21 protein-coding genes are annotated in these 19,887 nt (G+C 61.0%); 6 read left to right on the top strand and 15 right to left on the bottom strand.

Annotated features, from left to right (window positions below; translation table 11 throughout):
• Positions 1-55: 55 nt before the first annotated feature.
• The 8 genes from ACP15W_RS02840 to ACP15W_RS02805 all read right to left on the bottom strand — a co-directional run bounded on the left by ACP15W_RS02840 (position 56) and on the right by ACP15W_RS02805 (position 9,722).
• A complete protein-coding gene (locus ACP15W_RS02840) occupies positions 56-1,363 on the bottom strand; it encodes an NAD(P)/FAD-dependent oxidoreductase (protein WP_424931310.1) in 1,308 nt (435 codons plus the stop codon).
• 14 nt (positions 1,364-1,377) lie between these two features.
• On the bottom strand, positions 1,378-2,754 hold the full coding sequence (locus ACP15W_RS02835) for a glutamine synthetase family protein (RefSeq protein ID WP_424931309.1): 1,377 nt from the start codon (positions 2,752-2,754) through the stop codon (positions 1,378-1,380).
• 176 nt (positions 2,755-2,930) lie between these two features.
• Positions 2,931-3,728: an ABC transporter permease subunit gene (locus tag ACP15W_RS02830; protein WP_424931308.1), complete on the bottom strand. Its 798-nt coding sequence runs from the start codon at positions 3,726-3,728 to the stop codon at positions 2,931-2,933.
• Positions 3,728-4,666 (bottom strand): ABC transporter permease subunit, encoded by a 939-nt coding sequence (locus ACP15W_RS02825; RefSeq protein ID WP_424931307.1) that lies wholly within the window; start codon positions 4,664-4,666, stop codon positions 3,728-3,730. The genes ACP15W_RS02830 and ACP15W_RS02825 overlap by 1 nt, the downstream gene beginning before the upstream one ends.
• Positions 4,667-4,694: 28 nt before the next feature.
• Positions 4,695-5,834 carry an ABC transporter ATP-binding protein gene (locus ACP15W_RS02820; RefSeq protein WP_424931306.1) on the bottom strand — a complete coding sequence of 380 codons (1,140 nt, stop codon included), beginning with the start codon at positions 5,832-5,834 and terminating at the stop codon, positions 4,695-4,697.
• Positions 5,835-5,901: 67 nt separating this feature from the next.
• Positions 5,902-6,987, bottom strand: a complete 1,086-nt coding sequence (locus tag ACP15W_RS02815) for a polyamine ABC transporter substrate-binding protein (RefSeq protein WP_424931305.1) — start codon at positions 6,985-6,987, stop codon at positions 5,902-5,904.
• A gap of 24 nt (positions 6,988-7,011) precedes the next feature.
• A complete protein-coding gene (locus ACP15W_RS02810; protein WP_424931304.1) occupies positions 7,012-8,316 on the bottom strand; it encodes an NAD(P)/FAD-dependent oxidoreductase in 1,305 nt (434 codons plus the stop codon).
• Positions 8,316-9,722: a glutamine synthetase family protein gene (locus ACP15W_RS02805; protein WP_424931303.1), complete on the bottom strand. Its 1,407-nt coding sequence runs from the start codon at positions 9,720-9,722 to the stop codon at positions 8,316-8,318. Before ACP15W_RS02805 ends, ACP15W_RS02810 begins: the two co-directional genes overlap by 1 nt.
• 196 nt (positions 9,723-9,918) lie before the next feature.
• Between ACP15W_RS02805 and ACP15W_RS02800 the strand changes: the two genes are divergently transcribed.
• Positions 9,919-10,476: an NUDIX hydrolase gene (locus tag ACP15W_RS02800; protein WP_424931302.1), complete on the top strand. Its 558-nt coding sequence runs from the start codon at positions 9,919-9,921 to the stop codon at positions 10,474-10,476.
• Between the two features lie 9 nt (positions 10,477-10,485).
• Here ACP15W_RS02800 and ACP15W_RS02795 read toward each other — a convergent pair whose 3' ends face one another.
• From ACP15W_RS02795 to ACP15W_RS02775, 5 genes are all read right to left on the bottom strand, one after another.
• Positions 10,486-10,821, bottom strand: coding sequence for a hypothetical protein (locus tag ACP15W_RS02795; RefSeq protein ID WP_424931602.1), 336 nt, complete (start codon positions 10,819-10,821; stop codon positions 10,486-10,488).
• 141 nt (positions 10,822-10,962) lie between these two features.
• Positions 10,963-11,217, bottom strand: a complete 255-nt coding sequence (locus tag ACP15W_RS02790) for a GlsB/YeaQ/YmgE family stress response membrane protein (RefSeq protein ID WP_424931301.1) — start codon at positions 11,215-11,217, stop codon at positions 10,963-10,965.
• A gap of 107 nt (positions 11,218-11,324) precedes the next feature.
• Positions 11,325-12,152, bottom strand: coding sequence for a 2,3,4,5-tetrahydropyridine-2,6-dicarboxylate N-succinyltransferase (gene dapD, locus ACP15W_RS02785; RefSeq protein ID WP_424931300.1), 828 nt, complete (start codon positions 12,150-12,152; stop codon positions 11,325-11,327).
• A 96-nt stretch (positions 12,153-12,248) separates the two neighbouring features.
• Entirely contained in the window at positions 12,249-12,707 is a 459-nt protein-coding gene (locus ACP15W_RS02780; RefSeq protein WP_424931299.1) for a hypothetical protein, read from the bottom strand.
• Complete coding sequence (locus ACP15W_RS02775; RefSeq protein ID WP_424931298.1) at positions 12,682-13,323, bottom strand: hypothetical protein; 642 nt, start codon at positions 13,321-13,323, stop codon at positions 12,682-12,684. Before ACP15W_RS02775 ends, ACP15W_RS02780 begins: the two co-directional genes overlap by 26 nt.
• A 233-nt stretch (positions 13,324-13,556) precedes the next feature.
• Between ACP15W_RS02775 and ACP15W_RS02770 the strand changes: the two genes are divergently transcribed.
• Positions 13,557-14,123 carry a helix-turn-helix transcriptional regulator gene (locus ACP15W_RS02770; protein WP_424931297.1) on the top strand — a complete coding sequence of 189 codons (567 nt, stop codon included), beginning with the start codon at positions 13,557-13,559 and terminating at the stop codon, positions 14,121-14,123.
• Positions 14,124-14,205: 82 nt separating this feature from the next.
• On the opposite strand, the gene ACP15W_RS02765 is transcribed toward ACP15W_RS02770, so the two are convergent.
• On the bottom strand, positions 14,206-15,051 hold the full coding sequence (locus ACP15W_RS02765; RefSeq protein WP_424931296.1) for a dienelactone hydrolase family protein: 846 nt from the start codon (positions 15,049-15,051) through the stop codon (positions 14,206-14,208).
• 225 nt (positions 15,052-15,276) lie between these two features.
• Here ACP15W_RS02765 and ACP15W_RS02760 point away from each other — a divergent pair, with 225 nt between their 5' ends.
• The 4 genes from ACP15W_RS02760 to ACP15W_RS02745 all read left to right on the top strand — a co-directional run bounded on the left by ACP15W_RS02760 (position 15,277) and on the right by ACP15W_RS02745 (position 19,035).
• A complete protein-coding gene (locus ACP15W_RS02760) occupies positions 15,277-16,098 on the top strand; it encodes an LOG family protein (protein ID WP_424931295.1) in 822 nt (273 codons plus the stop codon).
• Between the two features lie 276 nt (positions 16,099-16,374).
• Positions 16,375-16,695, top strand: a complete 321-nt coding sequence (trxA, locus tag ACP15W_RS02755; protein ID WP_424931294.1) for a thioredoxin — start codon at positions 16,375-16,377, stop codon at positions 16,693-16,695.
• A 90-nt stretch (positions 16,696-16,785) separates the two neighbouring features.
• Positions 16,786-17,640: a class I SAM-dependent methyltransferase gene (locus ACP15W_RS02750; protein WP_424931293.1), complete on the top strand. Its 855-nt coding sequence runs from the start codon at positions 16,786-16,788 to the stop codon at positions 17,638-17,640.
• Positions 17,641-17,745: 105 nt separating this feature from the next.
• Positions 17,746-19,035, top strand: coding sequence for an O-acetylhomoserine aminocarboxypropyltransferase/cysteine synthase family protein (locus ACP15W_RS02745; protein ID WP_424931292.1), 1,290 nt, complete (start codon positions 17,746-17,748; stop codon positions 19,033-19,035).
• A 51-nt stretch (positions 19,036-19,086) separates the two neighbouring features.
• Here ACP15W_RS02745 and ACP15W_RS02740 read toward each other — a convergent pair whose 3' ends face one another.
• The gene (locus ACP15W_RS02740; protein WP_424931291.1) at positions 19,087-19,803 is read right to left on the bottom strand and encodes an SIMPL domain-containing protein; all 717 of its coding nucleotides are present in this window, start codon (positions 19,801-19,803) and stop codon (positions 19,087-19,089) included.
• Positions 19,804-19,887: the final 84 nt, after the last annotated feature.

Genomic DNA, 19,887 nt, shown 5'->3' with positions numbered 1-19,887 from the left:
CCCCCCATGGCAAAGCCTGAGTGACAGGTTCCGGACAAAAATTTGCTGCGGCGCGTCAAAGCCTGTCGCGCAGGCCGTACCAGGTCATTGCGAGAGCGAGAAGCGGTGTGCGCAGGGCCCCACCACCGGGAAATGTGGGTTGCGGCAGGCTGGCAAAGATATCGAAGCGCTCCGCCGTGCCGCCGACGGCCTCGGACATCAGCTTGCCCGCAAGGCAGGCGAGCGCCACACCATGCCCGGAATATCCGCCTGCGCTGTAAACATTCGGGGCGGTACGGAGGAAGGCAGGCATCCGGTTGACAGTAATACCAAGAGTGCCTCCCCAGGCGTAGTCGATGTGGGCGCCCTGGAGCTGCGGGTAGATCTTAAGCATTGCCCGTCGGACCCGGGGGCCGATATCCTTCGGGAAACGGTAGCCATAGTTCTCGCCGCCACCGAAAAGCATCCGGTTGTCCTCGGTCAGGCGATAGTAGTTTACCACGAACCTCGTGTCGGCCACGGCCACGTTGTCCCGGATCAACTCGCGCGCGAGATCTTCGGCCAGAGGTTCGGTTGTCAGGATGAAGTTGTTGATCGGCATGACGCGCCCCGGAAGTTCGGGCAGCAGTCCGCCGTGATACCCGTTGCATGCGAGGATGACATGGGAGCTGCGCAACCGGCCGGTCCGGGTCTGGATGACCGGGCGCGGTCCATGCGTCATGTTGGTGACGCGCGTATTCTCGCAGATCCGGACCCCGGCTTCCCGTGCGGCTCTTGCCAAGCCAAGTGCCAGATTGAGCGGATGGAGATGGGCGGCACCACGATCGAGCACCCCGCCCTTGTAGGCATGCGTGCCGAGGGCTGCACGGATCTCCGTCTCGTCAAGCGGTTCGGTCTGATCGTAACCGTAGTCCCGGGAGAGTTTCTCGGCCTCCTCGTGCAACTCGCGGACATAGGAACGCTTATGCGTGGCGTAGATGATGCCGGGCGTCAGCGCGCAGTCTATTTGGTGACGCGCGATCCGGTCCCGCACCAGGGCCTTGGCTTCTTCCGCCAGATCCCAGAACTGGCGTGCAGCCGGCCCGCCCGCGGCCTTTTCGATCCAGCTTTGGTCCTGGCGCTGCCCCGAGCCGAGCTGTCCACCGTTTCGTCCCGACGCGCCCCAGCCGACCCTGTGAGCCTCGAGCAGCACGACGTCGAAGCCCGCCTCGGCGAGGTGGAGCGCAGCCGAGAGGCCGGTGAATCCACCACCAATGACACAGACATCGGATTGGTCTTCGCCCATGAGGCGCGGTTCCGGATCAGGCAGCGAGGCGGTTGCGGCATACCAGCTCGGCGCGTGGGTGCCTTGCGTATCGTTGGCAGTCAGGAGGTCGAGAGACATCGGTTCAGGCGCAATCACACATTGAGAAGCAGGTGCGCGCGTTCCCAAGGCGAGATCACCTGCAGGAAGGTCTCGATCTCGTCCCGCTTGATCGCCTTGTAGACGTTGCAGAACTCGCGGCCCAGAAGATCCGCAAGCTCGTCGCCCTCGGACTCGAAGATCTCGAGTGCCGCCAGAAGATCGCGCGGCAAGGCGCGGGGCTTGTTGTAGGCCTCGCCGCTCACTGCTTCGCGGGGCGAGATCTCGTTCTTCATGCCAAGATAGCCGCAGGCGAGCGAAGCGGCGATCGCGAGATAGGGGTTGCAGTCCATACCGACGATGCGGTTTTCGATGCGCCGTGCCTCGGGGGGGCCGATGGGAATTCTGAGGCCTGTGGTGCGATTGTCCGGACCCCATTCGAGGTTGATCGGTGCGGAGCCGGAGGCAACGTAGCGGCGGTAGCTGTTGACGTAGGGCGCGAGGATGCAGACCGCGGCCGGGAAGTGGTATTGCTGGCCGCCGAGGAAGCCGTAGAACAAATCGCTGCGGTTGCCCTCTTCGGTGTTGAAGACGTTGCGGCCTGTCTTGATATCGACCACCGACTGGTGGATGTGCATCGCGCTGCCCGGCTCATGCTGCATGGGCTTGGCCATGAAGGTCGCGAAGCAGTTGTTCCGGAGCGCGGCCTCGCGGATCGTGCGCTTGAAGAAGAACACCTGGTCGGCGAGCTTGATGGGGTCGCCATGGATGAAGTTGATCTCCACCTGCCCTGCGCCGCCTTCTTGTATGATCGTGTCAATCTCGATGCCCTGGGCTTCGGCGAAGTCGTAGATGTCGTCGATCACCTTGCCATACTCGTCCACGGCGGACATTGAGTAGGCCTGCCGGCTGGCCATCTGGCGGCCCGTGCGCCCGAGTGGCGGCTCAATCGGCTCGTTCGGGTTGAGGTTGGGTTTGATGAGATAGAATTCCATCTCGGGTGCAACAACCGGCGCCCAGCCTTCCTTGCGGTAGAGATCGACGATGCGCTTGAGTACGTTGCGCGGCGCGATGGAGATCGGATTCCCGCTGAGATCCTCGATGTCATGGATGACCTGTACGGTAACATCATCGGCCCAAGGCGCAGAGGTGGCCGTGGTGAGATCGGGCTTGAGGACCATATCGGCCTCGGTCCACTGGTGGGCAATTTCCATGTCGACGTAATCGCCCGAAATCGTCTGGTAGAAGAGCGAAGTCGGTAGATACATCCGGTCGCCGCGGGAGAACTTCTGGAACGGCATTGCCTTGCCGCGAGAGATGCCCGCGAAATCGGCTATGATACACTCCACCTCCTCCACCCGGCGATCCGCGACCCATTCGCGGAACCCGACCGGGAATTGCCGGAAGGCATTGAGGCGGCGTTCATCGTTCATCAGACTTCTCCAAAGGCCGGGATGCCGACCAATTCGGCTCTTCGCGCCCCGGAAAGGGTTCGCGGGCGTGTCGTTCTCTTTTCGATGCTATGGCGGCAAAGAGGGTGTCATGTCCATGCTTTCGAGGACGCGTGCCGGGCTGGCCTTCACAGGCCGCCCCTTGGGTCCGAGTTCTTTCAGTGTTTGCGGGCACGGCGCATCTGCCACGTGGCAACGAGCACACCCGCAGCCACGATCGCAATGATTATGGTGGCGAGCGCGTTGACGTCCGGACTCACGCCGAGGCGGACCTTGGAGAAGATCACCATGGGGAGGGTCGAGGCACCGGGGCCGGTGACAAAACTTGCGATCACCAGGTCATCAAGCGACAGCGTGAACGCTAGCAGCCAGCCCGCAAGCAGCGCGGGGGCGATAACCGGTATGGTGATATCGAAGAAGACGCGCACGGGCCGAGCCCCGAGATCCATCGCCGCTTCCTCAAGGCTCTCGTCGAGCGAGGCGAGCCGCGACTGTACCACCACCGCCACATAGGCCATGCAGAAGGTGACATGCGAGATGATGATCGTCGTCATTCCGCGCCCAGCGGGCCAGCCGATCATCTGATCGAGCGACACGAAAAGCAGCAGGAGCGATAAGCCGGTGATCACATCGGGCATCACCAGCGGCGCTGTCACCATGCCGGAGAGCAATGCACGGGAGCGGAAGCGGCCGAAGCGCATGAGCACATAGGCCGCCAAGGTGCCGAGCACCACGGCGAAGCTGGCGGACAGGAAGGCCACGCGGAAGCTCACCCAAGCCGCCTGCAGGATCTGCGGATCACGGAACAGTTCGCCATACCATTTGGTCGAGAAACCGCTCCAGACGGTGACCAGCTGGCTCTCGTTGAAGCTGAAGACGACAAGCGAGAGGATGGGCGCGTAAAGGAACACGAAGCCGAGGATGCAGAAGATCAGCAGGAGGGTCGAGCCGCGCATCACGCCTTCTCCTCGTCGCGCTGGAGGTTTCGGATAATCATGATCGGCACCACGAGGACGAGGAGCATTGCAATTGCAACGGCACTCGCCACCGGCCAGTCGCGGTTCGAGAAGAACTCGCTCCAAAGCACGCGGCCGATCATCAGCGTGTCCGGCCCGCCAAGCAGTTCGGGAATGACGAACTCGCCGATGGCAGGCACGAAGACAAGCATGAAGCCCGCGACGATACCCGGAATGGAAAGCGGCAGGGTGACATGGAGGAAGGTCTCCAGCGGACGCGCGCCCAGATCGGCCGAAGCCTCGAGGAGCGCGCCGTCGAGCCGTACGAGATTTGCATAAAGCGGCAGGATCATGAATGGCAGGTAGGTGTAGACGATCCCGAGGTAGACCGCGAAATCGGTTTGCAGCATCACCAGCGGTTGGTCGATAACACCGGCCCACATCAGGAAATTGTTGATCACGCCGTTGGAGCGCAGGAACCCCTGCCACGCATAGACGCGCAGGAGAAACGAGGTCCAGAAAGGCAGCATGACCATCATGAGCAGAAACGTGCGCCGCGGTTCGCCACTGCGCGCAATGTAATACGCCATGGGGTAGCCGATGAGGAGCGCGGCCACGGCGGAAATGAAGGCCACCTTGATCGAGAAGAGATAGGCAGTGATATAAAGTGGATCGGAAAAGAGGTAGCCGTAATTGCCCAGATTCAGCGTGAGGGTGGCAAATTCTCCGTCCCAGTCGAAGATCGGCAGATAAGGAGGCCGCGCAATTGCCGCTTCGCTGACGGAGATCTTTGCGACCACGAGGAACGGGATCAGGAAGAAGACCAGCAACCAGACCACCGGCACCGCGATAACCAGTGTCCTGCCCCGGAACCCAAAACGCTTTAGACCGGCGCGGATCAAGCGCACCAGAGGGAGATTGTCGCGTTCGGTGATCATGGGCGGCGCATCTCCCTGCTTTTCGGTGTCATTGGGTCAGCACCATGCCGGCGATATCGCCCCAAGAGACCCAGATTTCCTCGTCCCAGGAAATCGTGTCCTCAGCATGGCGCAGGAAGTTCGTCTGACTGGCGTTGAGCACCTTGCCCGACGGAAGCCGCAGTCGGTAAATCGACATGTCACCCATATAGGCGACCTCCTCGACCATGGCCGGAAAGGCATTTTGTGCGTTCTCCGGCTTTTCGCGGCTGATCCGGAGTTTCTCGGGCCGAATTCCGTACCAGAGTTCCTGGCCGGGGCTACACTCGACCCCGTGGCCCACGTGGATCTCGCCACCAATATCCGGTGACGCGATGCGGATATAGTCGGCTTCATCATCGGTGACACGACCCGAGAACATGTTCACCGAGCCCACGAAATCGGCCACGAAACGGGAACTCGGGTGTTCGTATATCTCGGGTGGCTCGCCCACCTGGACGATCCGACCTGCATCCATGACACCTATCCGGGTGGAGAGCGTCATGGCTTCCTCCTGGTCGTGGGTGACGACGATGAACGTCACACCCAGCGTTTCCTGGATCTTGATCAGTTCGAACTGGGTCTCCTCACGCAGCTTCTTGTCGAGTGCGCCGAGCGGCTCGTCGAGCAGCAGGAGCTTGGGGCGTTTGACCAGCGCCCGCGCAAGCGCCACGCGCTGGCGCTGGCCGCCCGAAAGCTGATCGGGTTTGCGCCGGGCAAAGCGTTCGAGCTGTACGAGTTTGAGGATGTCCGCGACACGCTCCATGGCTTCCGGTTTCGGCACGCCGTCGCGACGAAGGCCATAGGCGACATTCTTTTCCACGCTCATGTGGGGAAAGAGCGCGTAGGACTGGAACATCATGTTGGTGGGGCGGCTGTAGGCCGGGATGCCGGCCATGTTCTGCCCGTCGATCTCTATTCGGCCCTCGGTGGGCGTTTCGAAGCCCGCCAGCATCCGCAGGAGGGTCGATTTGCCGCAGCCGGACCCGCCGAGGAGACAGAACAGTTCGCCTTTGTAGATATCAAGCGAGACGTTGTCGACCGCGACGAAATCGCCGAACCGCTTGGTGACATCCGTGATCCGGATGAAGGGGGTGTCGGTTCGTGCGATCCAGGGTTTCGCGTTCGCGACGTTCTGCTCTTGCGCCATAGGGTCTCCGGCCGACTGCGGACCGGCGCAGGCAGCCCCGCGCCGGAGTGGGGTAAGAGGAGGACGGCTACTGGCCGGTCCGGACCTGGGTCCAGAGCCGGGTCATGGCCCGTTCCGTGCGTGCGTCGCGCATCTGCGACGGGAAAAGGTTCGAGAGCACATCCTCGGGGGGGTAGATCGAGGGGTTGTTCTTCACCTCATCCTCGACGAACTCGAGCGAGGCCGGCACCGCGTTGGGATAATAGACGTAATTGGTGATGTCGGCGATGATCTCGGGCTGCAAGATGAAGTTGATGAACTGATGCGCGGCCTCCGGGTTCGGCGCATCCTCCGGGATCGCCATCATGTCGAACCACTGAAGCGTGCCCTCCTTGGGGATGATGTATTCGATCACCACACCATTCCCGGCTTCATCGGCCCGGTCGGCGGCGATAAACACATCGCCGGAGAAGCCGACGGAGACGCAGACTTCGCCATTCGCCAGATCGGAGATGTACTGCGAGGAATGAAAGTAGCGCACATGGGGCCGGATTGCCTCGATCAGCCCGGCGGCCTCGGCCAGTTCGTCACGATCCGAAGTGCCCGGATCGTAGCCCAGGTAGTTCAGGAGAGACGGTAGAACTTCGGTGGCGCTGTCGAGGATGGTAATGCCGCAATCCGCGAGCTTCTCGGCATTGGCCGGATCGAAGATCAGGTCCCAGCTGTCGGTCGGCGCATCCGGCCCGAGGCGTTCCTCGATCATGTCGACATTGTAGCCGATGCCGTTGGTGCCCCACATGTATATGATGGCGTGGTTGTTGTTCTCGTCATAGGCGGCTGCGCGCTCCATCTGCGCCGCGTCGAGATTGGCCAGGTTCGGGATCTGATCTTTGTCGAGCGGCATGTAGACCCCGCCCGCGATCTGACGGCGCAGATAGTCCGAGGTGGGCACGACGAGATCGTAGCCCGACGACCCCGCGAGTAGCTTCGCTTCCAGCACTTCATTTGAGTCGTAGACGTCGTAGGTCACGTCGATGCCGGTTTCCGCCTCGAACTTTTCGATCGTGTCCTCAGCAATGTAGTCGGACCAGTTGTAGATGTGCAACTCATCAGCGAAGGCAGGTACAGCGACGGCCGAGCCGAGCACAATTGCAAGAGTTTTGTTGGCTTTCATTCTGATATCCCTTCCAGATTCGGGCTAGAGGCCGAAGCGGTCCCTGAATGCATACCACCACGAGCCCAATACGGAATAGGGAACTGCGAAGCGACGTCCGCCGGGAAACGGTATCCAAGGGACTTTCTCGAAGACGTCAAATCTTGAGCAATCCCCGTCTACTGCTTGGGCAATGATTTGACCGTAGAGGTGCGAGCCGACCACCCCATGGCCGGAATACCCTTGCGCAAAATAGGTGCGGCTGCCGAGGCGTCCCATTTGCGGCAGGCGGCTGAAGGATATGGCGCAATTGCCCGACCAGGCGTAGTCGACCGCCACGCCCTTCAGGGACGGGAAAATCTTCTCGAGGTTGGGGACGAGCTTGGCGCGGATATCGGAAGGGTCAGTGCCGCCATAGACCGTACCGCCACCAAAAAGGAGCCGCCCGTCCGCGGACAAGCGGTAGTAGTCGAGAATGTAGCGGACATCCTCGACGCACATGTCCGTGGGCAGGAGCGCCCTGCCCCGATCGCCCAAGGGCTCGGTGGCGATGATCTGGGTGGAGAACGGCATGATGCGGTTTTCAAGTTCTGGCACCACATGGCCGAGATAGGCATTGCCCGCGAGGATCAGCACATCCGGGCGCAAGATGCCCTTCTCGGTGCGGACAACCGGCTGGCCGCCCGGATCTTCTATGGCGATGACGCGGCTCATTTCGTGGATCGTGCCGCCAAGGCTTTCAAATGCCGCAGCCTCCCCGAGTGCGAGATTGAGCGGGTGCAGATGCGCCCCGGAACGGTCAAGCATCCCGCCGGCATAGACGTCCGAGGCGACATGCTGGCGAAGCGCGTCACGGTCGAGTATCTCGAAATTGTCGTGACCGTGTCTACGCCATAGCGCCTGCTTGGCCTCTAGCCCGCGCATATGGGCGGCTGTGAAGGCCGTGAAGATGTTACCTTCCTTGAGGTCGCAAGAAATGTCGTATTTCCTGATGCGGTGACGGATCAGTTCGTTGCCAGCCTGAACCACCGTGCCGACGAAATCCGCAGTCTCACGGCCATAGCGCGCCTCGATCAGATCGAGCCCGGCATTCAGCCCGTTGACGATCTGCCCGCCATTGCGGCCTGAGGCGCCCCAACCGATGCGCGCACCCTCGAGGAGGGTGACCGAATGGCCGCGCTCGGCCAGTTCGATCGCGGCCGAAAGTCCCGAATAACCGCCGCCGACAATGCAGACCTCGGCGCGATTGTCGCCTTGCAACTCCGGCCGCATCGGTGCGGGATTGGCGCTCGCGGCATAGTAGCTCCCCGGATACGCACCGCCGCCGGTATAATCTGCTTCTGCAGCCATCAGACCCGCTCCAGATAGGTTTCGATCTCAAACGGGCTCATGCGCTGGGAAAAGACTTCCAGTTCCTGGATCTTCATGCCGAGGAAGGCATCGACCAGCGTCGGCGAGAAGATTCGGCGCATGGCCTCGCTTTCACCGAACGCCTCGATCCCGTGTCGCCAGACCGAGGGAAGCTGGTCGCCCTCCAAGGCGGCGTCATTCGATGTCATCGGTGCGGTCGGCTCGATCCGGCGTTCTATGCCTTCAAGAGCGGCGCCAAGAATGACGGCGAGCACGAGATAGGGGTTTGCGTCCGTGCCTGCGACACGGTGCTCGATCCGACGCGCCTTTGACGGCCCGCCGGGGATGCGTACAGCCGCGTGGCGGGTCTCGTAGCCCCAACAGATCGAGTGCGGAGCGTGGGAGCCTGGTTGCCAGCGACGGTAGGAGTTCAGGTGCGGTGCGAAGATCAGCGCGCTTTCGCGCATCAAGGCAAGGATGCCGCCGACCGCATGTCGCAGAGTCTCGGAACCCGCTTCGCCCCCGTCGTCGAAAACATTACGTCCACCCTCGTCCAGCAGACTGAAATGCACATGGAACCCGGACCCTGAACGATCCAGATAGGGCTTGGCCATGAAGCTCGCCGCAAGCCCGTGGCTCCGCGCCACGCCTTTGACCAGACGCTTGAAGTAGAGCGTGTCATCGGCCGCGCGCAACGGATCATCGATATGAGTCAGGTTGATCTCGAACTGACCACCGCCATTCTCGGAGATAGCACTATCCGCCGGAATCCCATAGGCCTCGCAAGTCTTGTATATATCCGCGAAGAACGCCTCGAAATCGTCGATATCGTCCAGGCTGAGGACATCGTTGCCATCGAGCCGCCGGCCTGTCACCGGAGAACGCGGGGGTGCGGGCAGATCCGCCTCCGGATCAAGCAGATAGAATTCGAGCTCGCTTGCCACCATCGGGGTCAGGCCCCGCTCCCGGAAGCGGGCAATCACATCGGCCAGCGCCCGACGCGGGTCGGCCAGGTGCGGGGCACCCGCCTCGGTTTCCATCCAGAGCGGCAGAAAGGCCGTGGGCGAACCCAGCCAGTCCATGGGAAGGATGCCGCGCCCGGTAGGCATGCAGACGCCATCCGCATCGCCTTCGGCAAAGACCATCGGGTTGTCCTCGACATCCGCGCCCCAGATATCCGGGCAGGTCACCGAAAGCGGCATTCTGAGCTCGCCCGCGAGGATTTTTGCGGCTTGGGCCACGGGAACGCGCTTGCCGCGCAGCACACCGTTGAGGTCGCAGACCGCAGCCCTCAGACTGCTGATCTCAGGTCGGGCCTCGAGCCAACCGACCGGATCGAGACGTGTGAGATCGGCGTCCTGACGCGCGGATACGTCGGACGCCTTGCCGCGCCACAGATCTACCATGCAAGGCCCCCCGCAATCGCTTACCTTGTGCTTTGAAGCGATTTAGAACGCCTTTTTACATGGATCGCAAGTCGATCTCATGCCGCCCAATAACTCTACCATAAGATGAAAAAACACGCTTGCAACTCCCCGAGAATTTTTTGCAGACTGGGAACAAAATAATTCGGTCCCACACGGGAAGCCGTGTATTCAGGCAATGCGATTCAGTACGCAATCCAACCATGCTGGATCGCCCTTCAACAGGACGAATAGTGCCATGGCATCTGTCCGAACTCTCGAAAAAGCCAAAAAAATTACGATACAAGATTTGCTGATACACAATCTCAATTATACGAAGCAACACCGGCTCCAGGTTGCCGCGCTCTGCTGGCGCTGGAACTCCAAGGGACGTTTGCGAATCTTGCTCATCACCAGCCGAGAAACGCGCAGGTGGGTGATTCCCAAGGGCTGGCCCATGCGCAACAGGACGCAGGCGGGGTCTGCGGCACGGGAGGCCTATGAAGAGGCGGGCGTGAAGGGCAGGCTCTATGAAGAGAGCATCGGGATCTACACCTACGACAAGAGCATTTCCCGGGGCAGGTCCTTTCCCTGCGCCGTCAGAGTGTTCCCGCTCAATGTCTACACGCTTCTCAAGAAATACCCCGAGAACGGCCAGCGAAAATCGAAGTGGTTTTCGCGCAAGAAGGCCATGAGCAAGGTCCGCGAGCCGGAACTCCGGGAGATCATTCGCAACTTCGATCCGAAGGAACTCTGAAGCGCCGACCTACTCGTCGAAGAAGGGTGTGACTTCCGCGACCACGACGGCATTCTCACGCAGGGCCTGATCCATAAGAGGGCGCTCCTCGGTCGAAATTGCGCCTTCGGCTTCGCGCTCCTGCGCCGTGCCATACCCGGTGACATCCAGCGGCGCAAGCCCCGCAGTTCGCAGCACAGCGACGGTTTCCCGCACGGCTTCGGCCTCGTCGTGTGCCGCGGCGTAGCAGAGCATGCCTGCGCCCGTCGCACCATCCGGCAGACCGTCCTCTGGAGCGCGTCCAACCTGGACCACGAGGGTGAACACCTCCTGACCGGAGGGGGTATCCTTGGTTTTCGATTTCATGTCGGCGGGATGGACGAACCGCGCCAGGACGTCAAGCCTCGTCAGAACCAACGAACCCGGCGCCATTGCTGGCACCGGGTTCGTCGACACGGGTTCAAGTTCGCAAGGCCCCAAGGCTTGCTAGGGGCCTGACGGGGTCGCCTAGGCGCGGCCCTTTGCCATCCGGTAGCCCCAGATCAACAAGCACGCCCCGGCAACGCCCGCGATCAGGCTCCCGAGGATGCCGGCGGTCTGGAAACCGAGGAGCAGGCCGAGCAGCGCGTTGAGGATCACGGCCCCCAAGATGCCGAGGATGATATTGGTAAGAAGGCCGTGATCTGCGTGCATGATCTTCTCCGCGATCCAACCGGCGAGCGCGCCGATGATGATCGCCATGATCCATCCGATACCGTTCATTCGTCTCTCCCTCTAGGAATGGCGTGTTCGTGGGAGATAATGCTTCACGGCCCGTTCTGTTCCCCGGGCCGCAAAATCAGTGGAGTTCCGCCCAAATCCCGGAAGGTTCAGTCGCGCAGAAGTTCGTTGATCGAGGTCTTGGAGCGTGTTTGCGCATCCACGCGCTTCACGATGACAGCGCAGTAGAGGTTGATGCCGTTCTTCGAGGGCATGGAGCCTGCGACCACGACCGATCCCGCCGGCACTTCGCCATACGTCACGTTGCCGGTTTCGCGGTCGACGATCTTGGTGGACTTGCCGATGAATACGCCCATGCCAAGAACCGAGCCCTCGCGTACGATGCAGCCCTCGACCACCTCGGAGCGCGCGCCGATGAAGCAGTTGTCCTCAATGATCGTAGGTCCGGCCTGCATCGGTTCCAGCACGCCGCCGATCCCGACGCCGCCCGAAAGGTGGACATTCTTGCCGATCTGCGCGCAGGAGCCGACCGTGGCCCAGGTGTCGACCATTGTACCTTCGTCGACATAGGCTCCAAGGTTGACGAAAGAGGGCATCAGCACCACGCCGGGTGCGATATAGGCCGAGCGACGCACGACACAGTTGGGCACAGCGCGGAACCCGCCGCGCTTCCAGTCATCCGTGCTCCAGCCATTGAATTTCGAATCGACCTTGTCCCACCAGCCGCCGCCCTGCGGACCGCCGGATTGCGGTTCCATGTCCTTGAGGCGGAAACCCAGAAGCACGGCTTTCTTGGCCCATTGGTTCACGACCCAGTTGCCGTCGGCGCCGCGCTCGGCCACGCGAAGTTTTCCGCCATCAAGCGCTTCGAGGGTGGTTTCGATCGCGGCACGGGTTTCGCCGCCGGTGGTGGGCGTTATCGTCTCCCGTGCCTCCCATGCGGCCTCGATGGCGGTTTCCAGGCTATCCTTGTTCATCGCGCTTCCTCTCGTTCCAAGGTCGCGCGTCCATAACCCCAAGGCGGACGGGAGGCAACGCGACCCCGCCACTTCCATGAGGTGGAACTGACTTGGTCAGGCTACCAGCTTCAGATTGTCGAGAATGTGCCCGTCGCCGTTGGTATCCTCGACCCCTTTCAGGAGAACAACGTCCCCGTCCCCTTTCATGGTAAGTTTCCAGCCGTCTTCGATTTCGGTCTCCGATTTGACCGCGTGCGCACCCCCCTTGAACTGGAGTGCGTCTAGATCTTCCGCGTTGTAGTCCACGACGATGTCTACTTTGCGTTTTGCATTGTGAAAGCCCCAGAAGACGAACGTATCGCCGTCCTCCCCACCCTTGAGCGTATCGTTGCCCAGGCCTCCTTTAAGGAGGTCGTAGCCCTCGCCGCCCATGAGGGTGTCATCTCCCCAATTGCCGGCAAGGGTGTCGTTGCCCTCCAAACCCCTGAGTTTATCGTCACCACTTCGACCGAAGATCTCATCTCCTCCGGCATAGCCCAGGAGGGTCTCACCGGCTTTCGTCCCTTCTACCACGACGCGAACGAGCGCCTCCCGCCCCCTCCTCATCGGTGGCCAAAAGAAATCCGATCCCTTCGGCGTAGTATTTCCGCTCTTCCGAGGGATCGAGCGGGTTAACGTCCCGTGTCTTGAGAACGTCTTCGGCAAAGCTGCCATATGTCACATGGGCCGCGGCATAGAGCGACTTCACTTCGGCCCAGTCCTCTGCCTCACCCTCGTAGAATTCCTGGTAATATTTTAGGCTAGGCTCTGGATCGGCGAGCATGACAATCCCGGCGAGCGCGCCGTTGATACCGGCCTCCCAGGCGCCTTCGGGAATGCGCACATCCGGCTCAAGCGGATCGATCTCGTAGGTCTCCTCGCCGAAATACCAGACATTGCCGCCGGCATCTTGGGCATACCAGTCATAGGTATCCTCGATGACGAAGCCGTTCTGGGTAACAACGTCATGGACAACCAAACAGGTGACGCCATCCACGACACGAGTTTCATCGGTAACCGTGACGGTGATGATTTCGCCTTCGTCCGGGTTTTCGCTGATGAAAGTCGTGCCGGGACGGAAGGTTAGGAAGGGATTGTCGATGGTGGTCGTGAATTCCGCAGCATTGGGCCGAGGGTAAAGGGTGATCATCACGATCTCCTTTTCTAATCAAGTGCCGGAGAAACAACGCGCCCTGCCGGGCACCTTTCGGCGGTGGACAGAAACAGGACCCTCCGTCTCGAACTTATTTTCCATCCGCCCAATGCAGGATAGGAGGGCCAAATCGCCCTGTTTCGGCATATCCTGCAAAGGGCGGATGGCCGCCTGAGCCGTGAGGGCATAGAATCGACCCGCCCTATGGGCGAAGTAGACAGGACTCTGGGATGCCAACGGGAAAGGTCATTGCACTGGGTGCCGGATCGGTGGCCCTTTTGGCGGGTCTGCTCACCCTGCTAGACCTAGCCGTGGAAGATGCAGCCCTGATGCCGGATCTTGCGGTCGATTTCCTCGACCGATTCATTCTCATCGGGGCAGCTGCCGGGACCGCGATCCTGGCGCTTCGGCTGAGCGAATTGCGCGGACGCACGGATGACCTGGCGGTCATGATCGAGCGCGGCGCGCGGGAAGGTCGGGCCTGGCGCGCACAGAGCCGCAGGTTCCTGCAGGGGCTCGGTCGGGCGATCGAGGAGCAGTTCGAAAACTGGCAACTTACTCCTGCCGAAGCCGATGTGGCCGGCCTTCTCCTCAAAGGCGCAACGTTGCGTGAGATTGCGCTCCTGAGGCGTACATCGGAAGCCACCATCCGCCAACAGGCGCAAAGCGTCTACCGCAAGTCGGGGCTTGGCAGCCGCGCCGAACTTTCGGCTTATTTCCTCGAGGATCTCTTTTCCATCGGGGAAGCGACGTCGGCCGAAAATCACCCTGGAACTCAGGCGCGATACAACGCCTGAGCCGTTCTATCTACGAGCGCATTTGTCCAACCCAAGACCAAATAGTCGGGTTCGAACCGCATTGGCCCGAACCCAGCAACTGTCAGCTCAGCTGTCGGTCAAAAAGAGTCAGCAAGCTGGACCATGCCTTTTCTGCCTGTTCCTCGTCGTGGCGAGGGCTGTCCGGCGGAACCCAGCCGTGATCGGCCGGATAGACTTCGACGACAGCCGTCTCTCCGAAGGCTTCCTTGAGGCGGTTCTTCGATTCGGGATCTTCCGCGTCATCGTTCTGGGCAATGGCGAACACAAATTCCGCGTCGGTTTCGTCGGCCAGAAGGTGCGGGCTGGTGTCCGCATCGGTGGCGATGCCGCCGCCGTGGAACGACGCGCCCGCCGCGATACGCTCGGGAAGAGCTGCCGCCGCGCGGATCGTGTAGGATCCACTCATGCAGAAGCCCATGACACCGATAGGTTTGCCCGTGTCGACGGCGTCCTGATCGTCGAGCCAAGCGGTGAAGGCCGTCGCATCCCGAACCACCGCATCGGGGGTCAGGTTGCCGGCATACGGCCGCAGTCGGTCGATGGCCGAGAAGAGCGGCTCATCCTCACTCACCACCTCGCCCGTGGCGTCACGGTAGAACGGGTTGGGCACGAAAACAGCATAGCCTTCTGCTGCAAGGCGGTCTGCCATGGCGCGGAAGGCGGGCCGGATTCCGAAAATGTCGGGCCACATGATGACACCGGGTGCGGAACCGCTCGCCGGATGGACGAAATAGCCATCCACGGTTCCATCCGGCGTGTCGAACTCGACCTCTTCGCCAGAAACGTCCTGGGCAGTGGCCTTGCCGCCCCAGAGCATCGAGACACCTGCAGCCCCGGTCAACGCTCCGAATGAGCGGCGCGACAAGTTCAGTCGCTCTCCGGGCTGGAACCCATCTTTTTCGCACATGTCAGGAATCTCCCTCTGTAATGAACAGGCTTGCAACGATTAACATCCGCTACGCCCAAAGGAAGTCACAGCCGCGTCAGAAGAGCAAATTCAGCCGGAAGCGGCACGCCCTGCGTTGCGTGCGAACGATTTAGCGCGAGCGAACTGGCAGTGGTGCACCTGGAGATATAAATCCGTAATCTAGCCATGACATCCTGCAGGGATGACAATCCGCCGGGGAGAGACATGACCGATCTGAGCCGCCACCAAAGCCGATTTCCAGATGCACGCGAAGATCTTGATCGCATGCGTCAGGTGCCACGGACGAGCCAGACCGAGAGCCCGAGCTATCGTCTCGCCTTCAATGACACCGACTTCATCGCGCGCGATGAATTGCGGCCCGTCAGGCTGCAGCTTGAACTTCTCAAGGCGGAACTGGCCCTCTCCGAGCGGGGTGTCGTCTCGACGATTGCAATGCTCGGAAGCGCCCGTATTCCCGATCCCGGGGGTGCGGAGCCCGGCCATGCGGGACTCGCCGCCCTTGGTTCCTACTACGATCAGGCGCGCGCTTTTGCCCGGCTTTCGAGCGAGCGGGCTCTTGCATCAGGCAATCGGGAGGACGTGGTCTGCACGGGCGGGGGACCGGGCATCATGGAGGCGGGTAACCGGGGGGCGGAAGACGCAGGCGGAATATCAATCAGCCTCAATATTGTCTTGCCCCACGAACAGGCCCCGAATCCCTACTGCACGCCTGATCTCGCGTTCAACTTCCACTACTTCGCCATACGCAAAATGCATTTCTTGATGCGCGCGCGCGCCATCGCGGTCTTCCCAGGCGGATTCGGCACATTCGACGAACTCTTCGAGGTGCTTACGCTCGTTCAGACGCGGAGGATGGCTCCACTCCCGATCCTGCTCTTCGGCAAACCGTTCTGGGAGAAGGTCATCAACTGGAATGCCCTGGCAGACGCCGGAACAATCAATTCAGGTGACATCGGACTGTTTCACTATGTCGAGACCCCGGAAGAGGCTTGGGAGTTCATCGACAACTGGAAAGCGACAGGCTGATCAGACCGGGCAACAGGCCCTGCAAACCCCGCGCCGTCCCCAACGCCAAAGCTGCGAGAAAAACGGAGAGAATTCTTTCCGCGGCTTCATTTGCGGAATGATGTCCCCCGTAGTGAAAAACTTGGGTGCTCGAGTTCTTCTCTGACCTTCCGGGGGCGATTTGGCTTCCTGCCCAACCGTCTCTCACATGGCTGGCCTGCACCGTGTGCGCCTTGACCCTCCCCACCGGCCTTCATAGTTTGGAAACAACTTCGTTTCCCTCAAGGAGAGCCGAAAATGACAACGGTTAAGGTTACCGACAACACGTTCCAGGAAGAGGTTCTGGCCTCGGACGTGCCTGTCGTCGTGGATTTCTGGGCTGAGTGGTGTGGCCCCTGCCGGATGATTGGTCCGGCTCTGGAAGAACTGGCCGAAGAATATGACGGCAAGATCAAGATCGCCAAGGTGAACGTGGATGAGAACCCGGGCCTGCCGGCGCAGTTCGGTGTGCGTGGCATTCCGGCGCTCTTCATGTTCAAGGGCGGTGAGATGGTCTCCAACAAGACCGGCGCGGCACCAAAGGCCAGCCTGAAGAGCTGGATCGACGAGTCGGTCTGAGCCTCAGTGCTGCTTGTTGAGAATCGTTTGGCCGCCCTGACCCGGGCGGCCATTTTTTTGTAGGGCGACATGCCCTGAAAGGTCCGCCCCATGCGACGCAATGAGGATCAGTCGAGGTTCTGGAACGATGGCCCCGGCGGAAAAACATGGTCTGCTCGGGCTGATGATCTCGACCAGATGCATGAAAGCGTCACGGAACTGCTTCTCGAGACGATCGCACCGGAACCGGGCATGCGTATACTTGATGTCGGTTGCGGTGCAGGCGCGACGAGCCTGACATTCGCGAAACACCTTGCCCCGGAAGGTGAAGTGGTGGGTCTCGACTTCGCTCGCCCGTTGATTGAACTGGCCCGGGAACGGGCGGAAGCGCGCGGTATCTCCAATGTCTCCTTCCGAATAGACGATGCGCAGTCCGCAGATCTCGGAATAGCCCTTTACGATGCGGTGATCTCGCGGTTCGGTCTGATGTTCTTCGAGGATCCAGTCGCGGCGTTCCGGAACATTCATACCTGTCTCAAGCCGCGGGCCCGGATCGTTTTCGTCGCCTGGGCGGGGGCGGATCAGAACCCGTGGTTCGGGGAAGCCCGTGCAGCGGCGGAAGAGCATTTCGGGCCTGCGAAACCAACCCCACCCGATGCTCCCGGCCCGATCGCCTTCGCGGAAATCGATCGGGTTCTGGGTATCCTCGAGCGTTCCGGGTTTGAGCACCGTCGCGGCGAGGCGCGGGATATCGAGCTGTTTCACCCCGGCGGACTGCAGACGATCCTGCAGCTTGCGAAGGTCATCGGTCCGATCCCCGGATACCTGCGCGAAAACGAAGGCACGAAAGCTGACCTCGCAGCGATCCTGAATTCTTTGGGAAAACGCTTTTGCAGGATGAAAGACGACAATGGCATCACGCTTCCGGCGCGAGTGAACATCTTCGAAGCGCGCGCCACGACCTAGACGTACTTTTGAGGGATATCAGGCGATCCTTTTGCGAGCGGTTGCGCAATCCCCGCCGCTGCCATAGCTTCCCGTCGAAACCGAAAACGGGGGGAAACCAACGCCATGACCGATAAGCCGCAGGGATTCGACACGCTTCAGATTCATGCCGGTGCGAATCCGGATCCGGCCACGGGCGCACGGCAGACGCCGATCTATCAGTCAACCGCCTATGTTTTCCGAGATGCCGAACACGCGGCCGCGCTCTTCAACCTCCAGGAAATCGGCTACATCTATTCGAGGCTGACGAACCCTACGGTTTCGGCGCTAGCGGAGAGGATCAACGCACTTGAAGGCGGCGCGGGTACGATCTGCTGTTCATCGGGTCACGCGGCACAGATCATGGCGCTCTTCCCGCTGATGGGTCCGGGCCGGAACATCGTCGCATCGACCAGACTATACGGCGGAACGGTCACTCAGTTCTCCCAGACCATCAAGCGTTTCGGCTGGTCGGCAAAATTCGTAGATACGGACGATCTCGATGCCGTCCGCGCGGCCTGCGATGACGACACCCGGGCGATCTTTTGCGAATCCATAGCGAACCCCGGAGGCTACATTACCGACATCCCGGCCCTGGCAGATATCGCCAATGGCGCCGGTGTCCCGCTTATCGTCGACAATACCTCGGCCTCGGCCTATCTCTGCCGCCCCATCGAACTCGGTGCGACGCTCGTCGTGAATTCGACCACGAAATACCTAACCGGAAACGGCACCGTGACCGGTGGGTCGGTGACGGACTCCGGCAAATTCGACTGGACGGCGTCGGACAAGTTTCCGTCCCTGTCCGAGCCCGAACCGGCCTATCACGGGTTGGCATTCGGTCCGGCTCTTGGCCCGATGGCATTCACCTTCCATTCCATAGCGGTGGGTTTGCGCGATCTCGGAATGACAATGAACCCGCAGGGCGCACACTACACGCTCATGGGGATCGAGACGCTCTCGCTGCGGATGGAGAAGCATGTGGCCAACGCAGAGAAAGTTGCCGAATGGCTCGAGAAGGATTCGCGGGTCGAGTTCGTGACCTATGCCGGGCTAAAATCCTCACCCTATCACGCCCGCATGTCGAAGATCTGCCCCAAGGGCGCGGGCGCGATCTTCACCTTCGGTCTCAAGGGCGGCTATGACGCTTGCGTGAAACTGATCGACAACGTGAAGCTCTTCAGCCATGTGGCGAACCTTGGCGACACGCGGTCATTGATCATCCATTCCGCCTCAACGACCCACCGACAGCTTAACGAGGCACAGCAGGTCGCAGCTGGTGCGGCGCCGAATGTCGTGCGGGTTTCAATCGGCACCGAGGACGCGGACGATATCATCGCTGACCTCGATCAGGCCCTGGCAAAAGCGACCGCCTGATATTGACCAGCCGGCCGCCGCCTCAAAAGGGCGCGGCGGCCCTACCCCTGCTCACTGTCCATCGGCGATCCGGAAGATCACGGTAACCTGCGCCTCCACCTCTATGCTGCCTTCGGCAACAGGGACGGCAAAACTCGCTTCCGCCATGCGTGCGCCTGACATCATTGGACGGGGCGCGGCACTGCCGTGTTCTGAGATGGAGACTACTTCCCCCAGCGAGACCTCTGCTGCTTCGGCATACTCTCCGGCCTTTTGCCTCGCATTCTCCACCGCACGCTGGCGCGCCGTTGCGGCCGCCGCCTCCGGCTCGGAGATCTCGAAAGATATGGAATCAATGCGGTTTGCACCCGCTTGCGTGAGCCTATCGATCAGTGCTCCTGCCCCGCCAATGTCCGCGACGCGTATCGAGAGCATACTCATCGCGCGGTAACCGGAGATTTCCCGAGTATTCCGCCCATCCCTCTCCTGCTGGACGTAGAGCGGGTCAAGGCTCAGGGCGGTCGTCTGCCGGTTTTCCTCCACGATCCCCGCATCATCGAGAGCGGAGAACACCCCGTCGAGAAGCGATGACATCTCATCAAGCGCCGCCTTAGCCGTCTCTCCCCGCGCCTGAACTCCGACCATGATCCTTGCGGTGTCCGGCTTCACCGAAACCACGCCCGATCCCGTGACCGTGATGTGGCGAGAAACCTCCTGGGCTGCGATACCCTCACCGGTGACGAGCGCGACCAGCGTGAGAACTGCGGCCCATTTCGTGGTTATTCCCATAATATCCTGCTCCGTTGGTACCAGATGTTCCGGGTTGTTACCTCAAAACAACCAAAAGTTGTATTCAAAGATGCAAGAACACTG

It is taken from the genome of Amaricoccus macauensis, assembly GCF_049800915.1.
In the GTDB taxonomy this organism is placed as follows: Bacteria; Pseudomonadota; Alphaproteobacteria; order Rhodobacterales; family Rhodobacteraceae; genus Amaricoccus; species Amaricoccus macauensis_A.
Note: the sequence above shows the minus strand (reverse complement) of the source record. Positions and strands in the feature narration are given on the sequence as shown.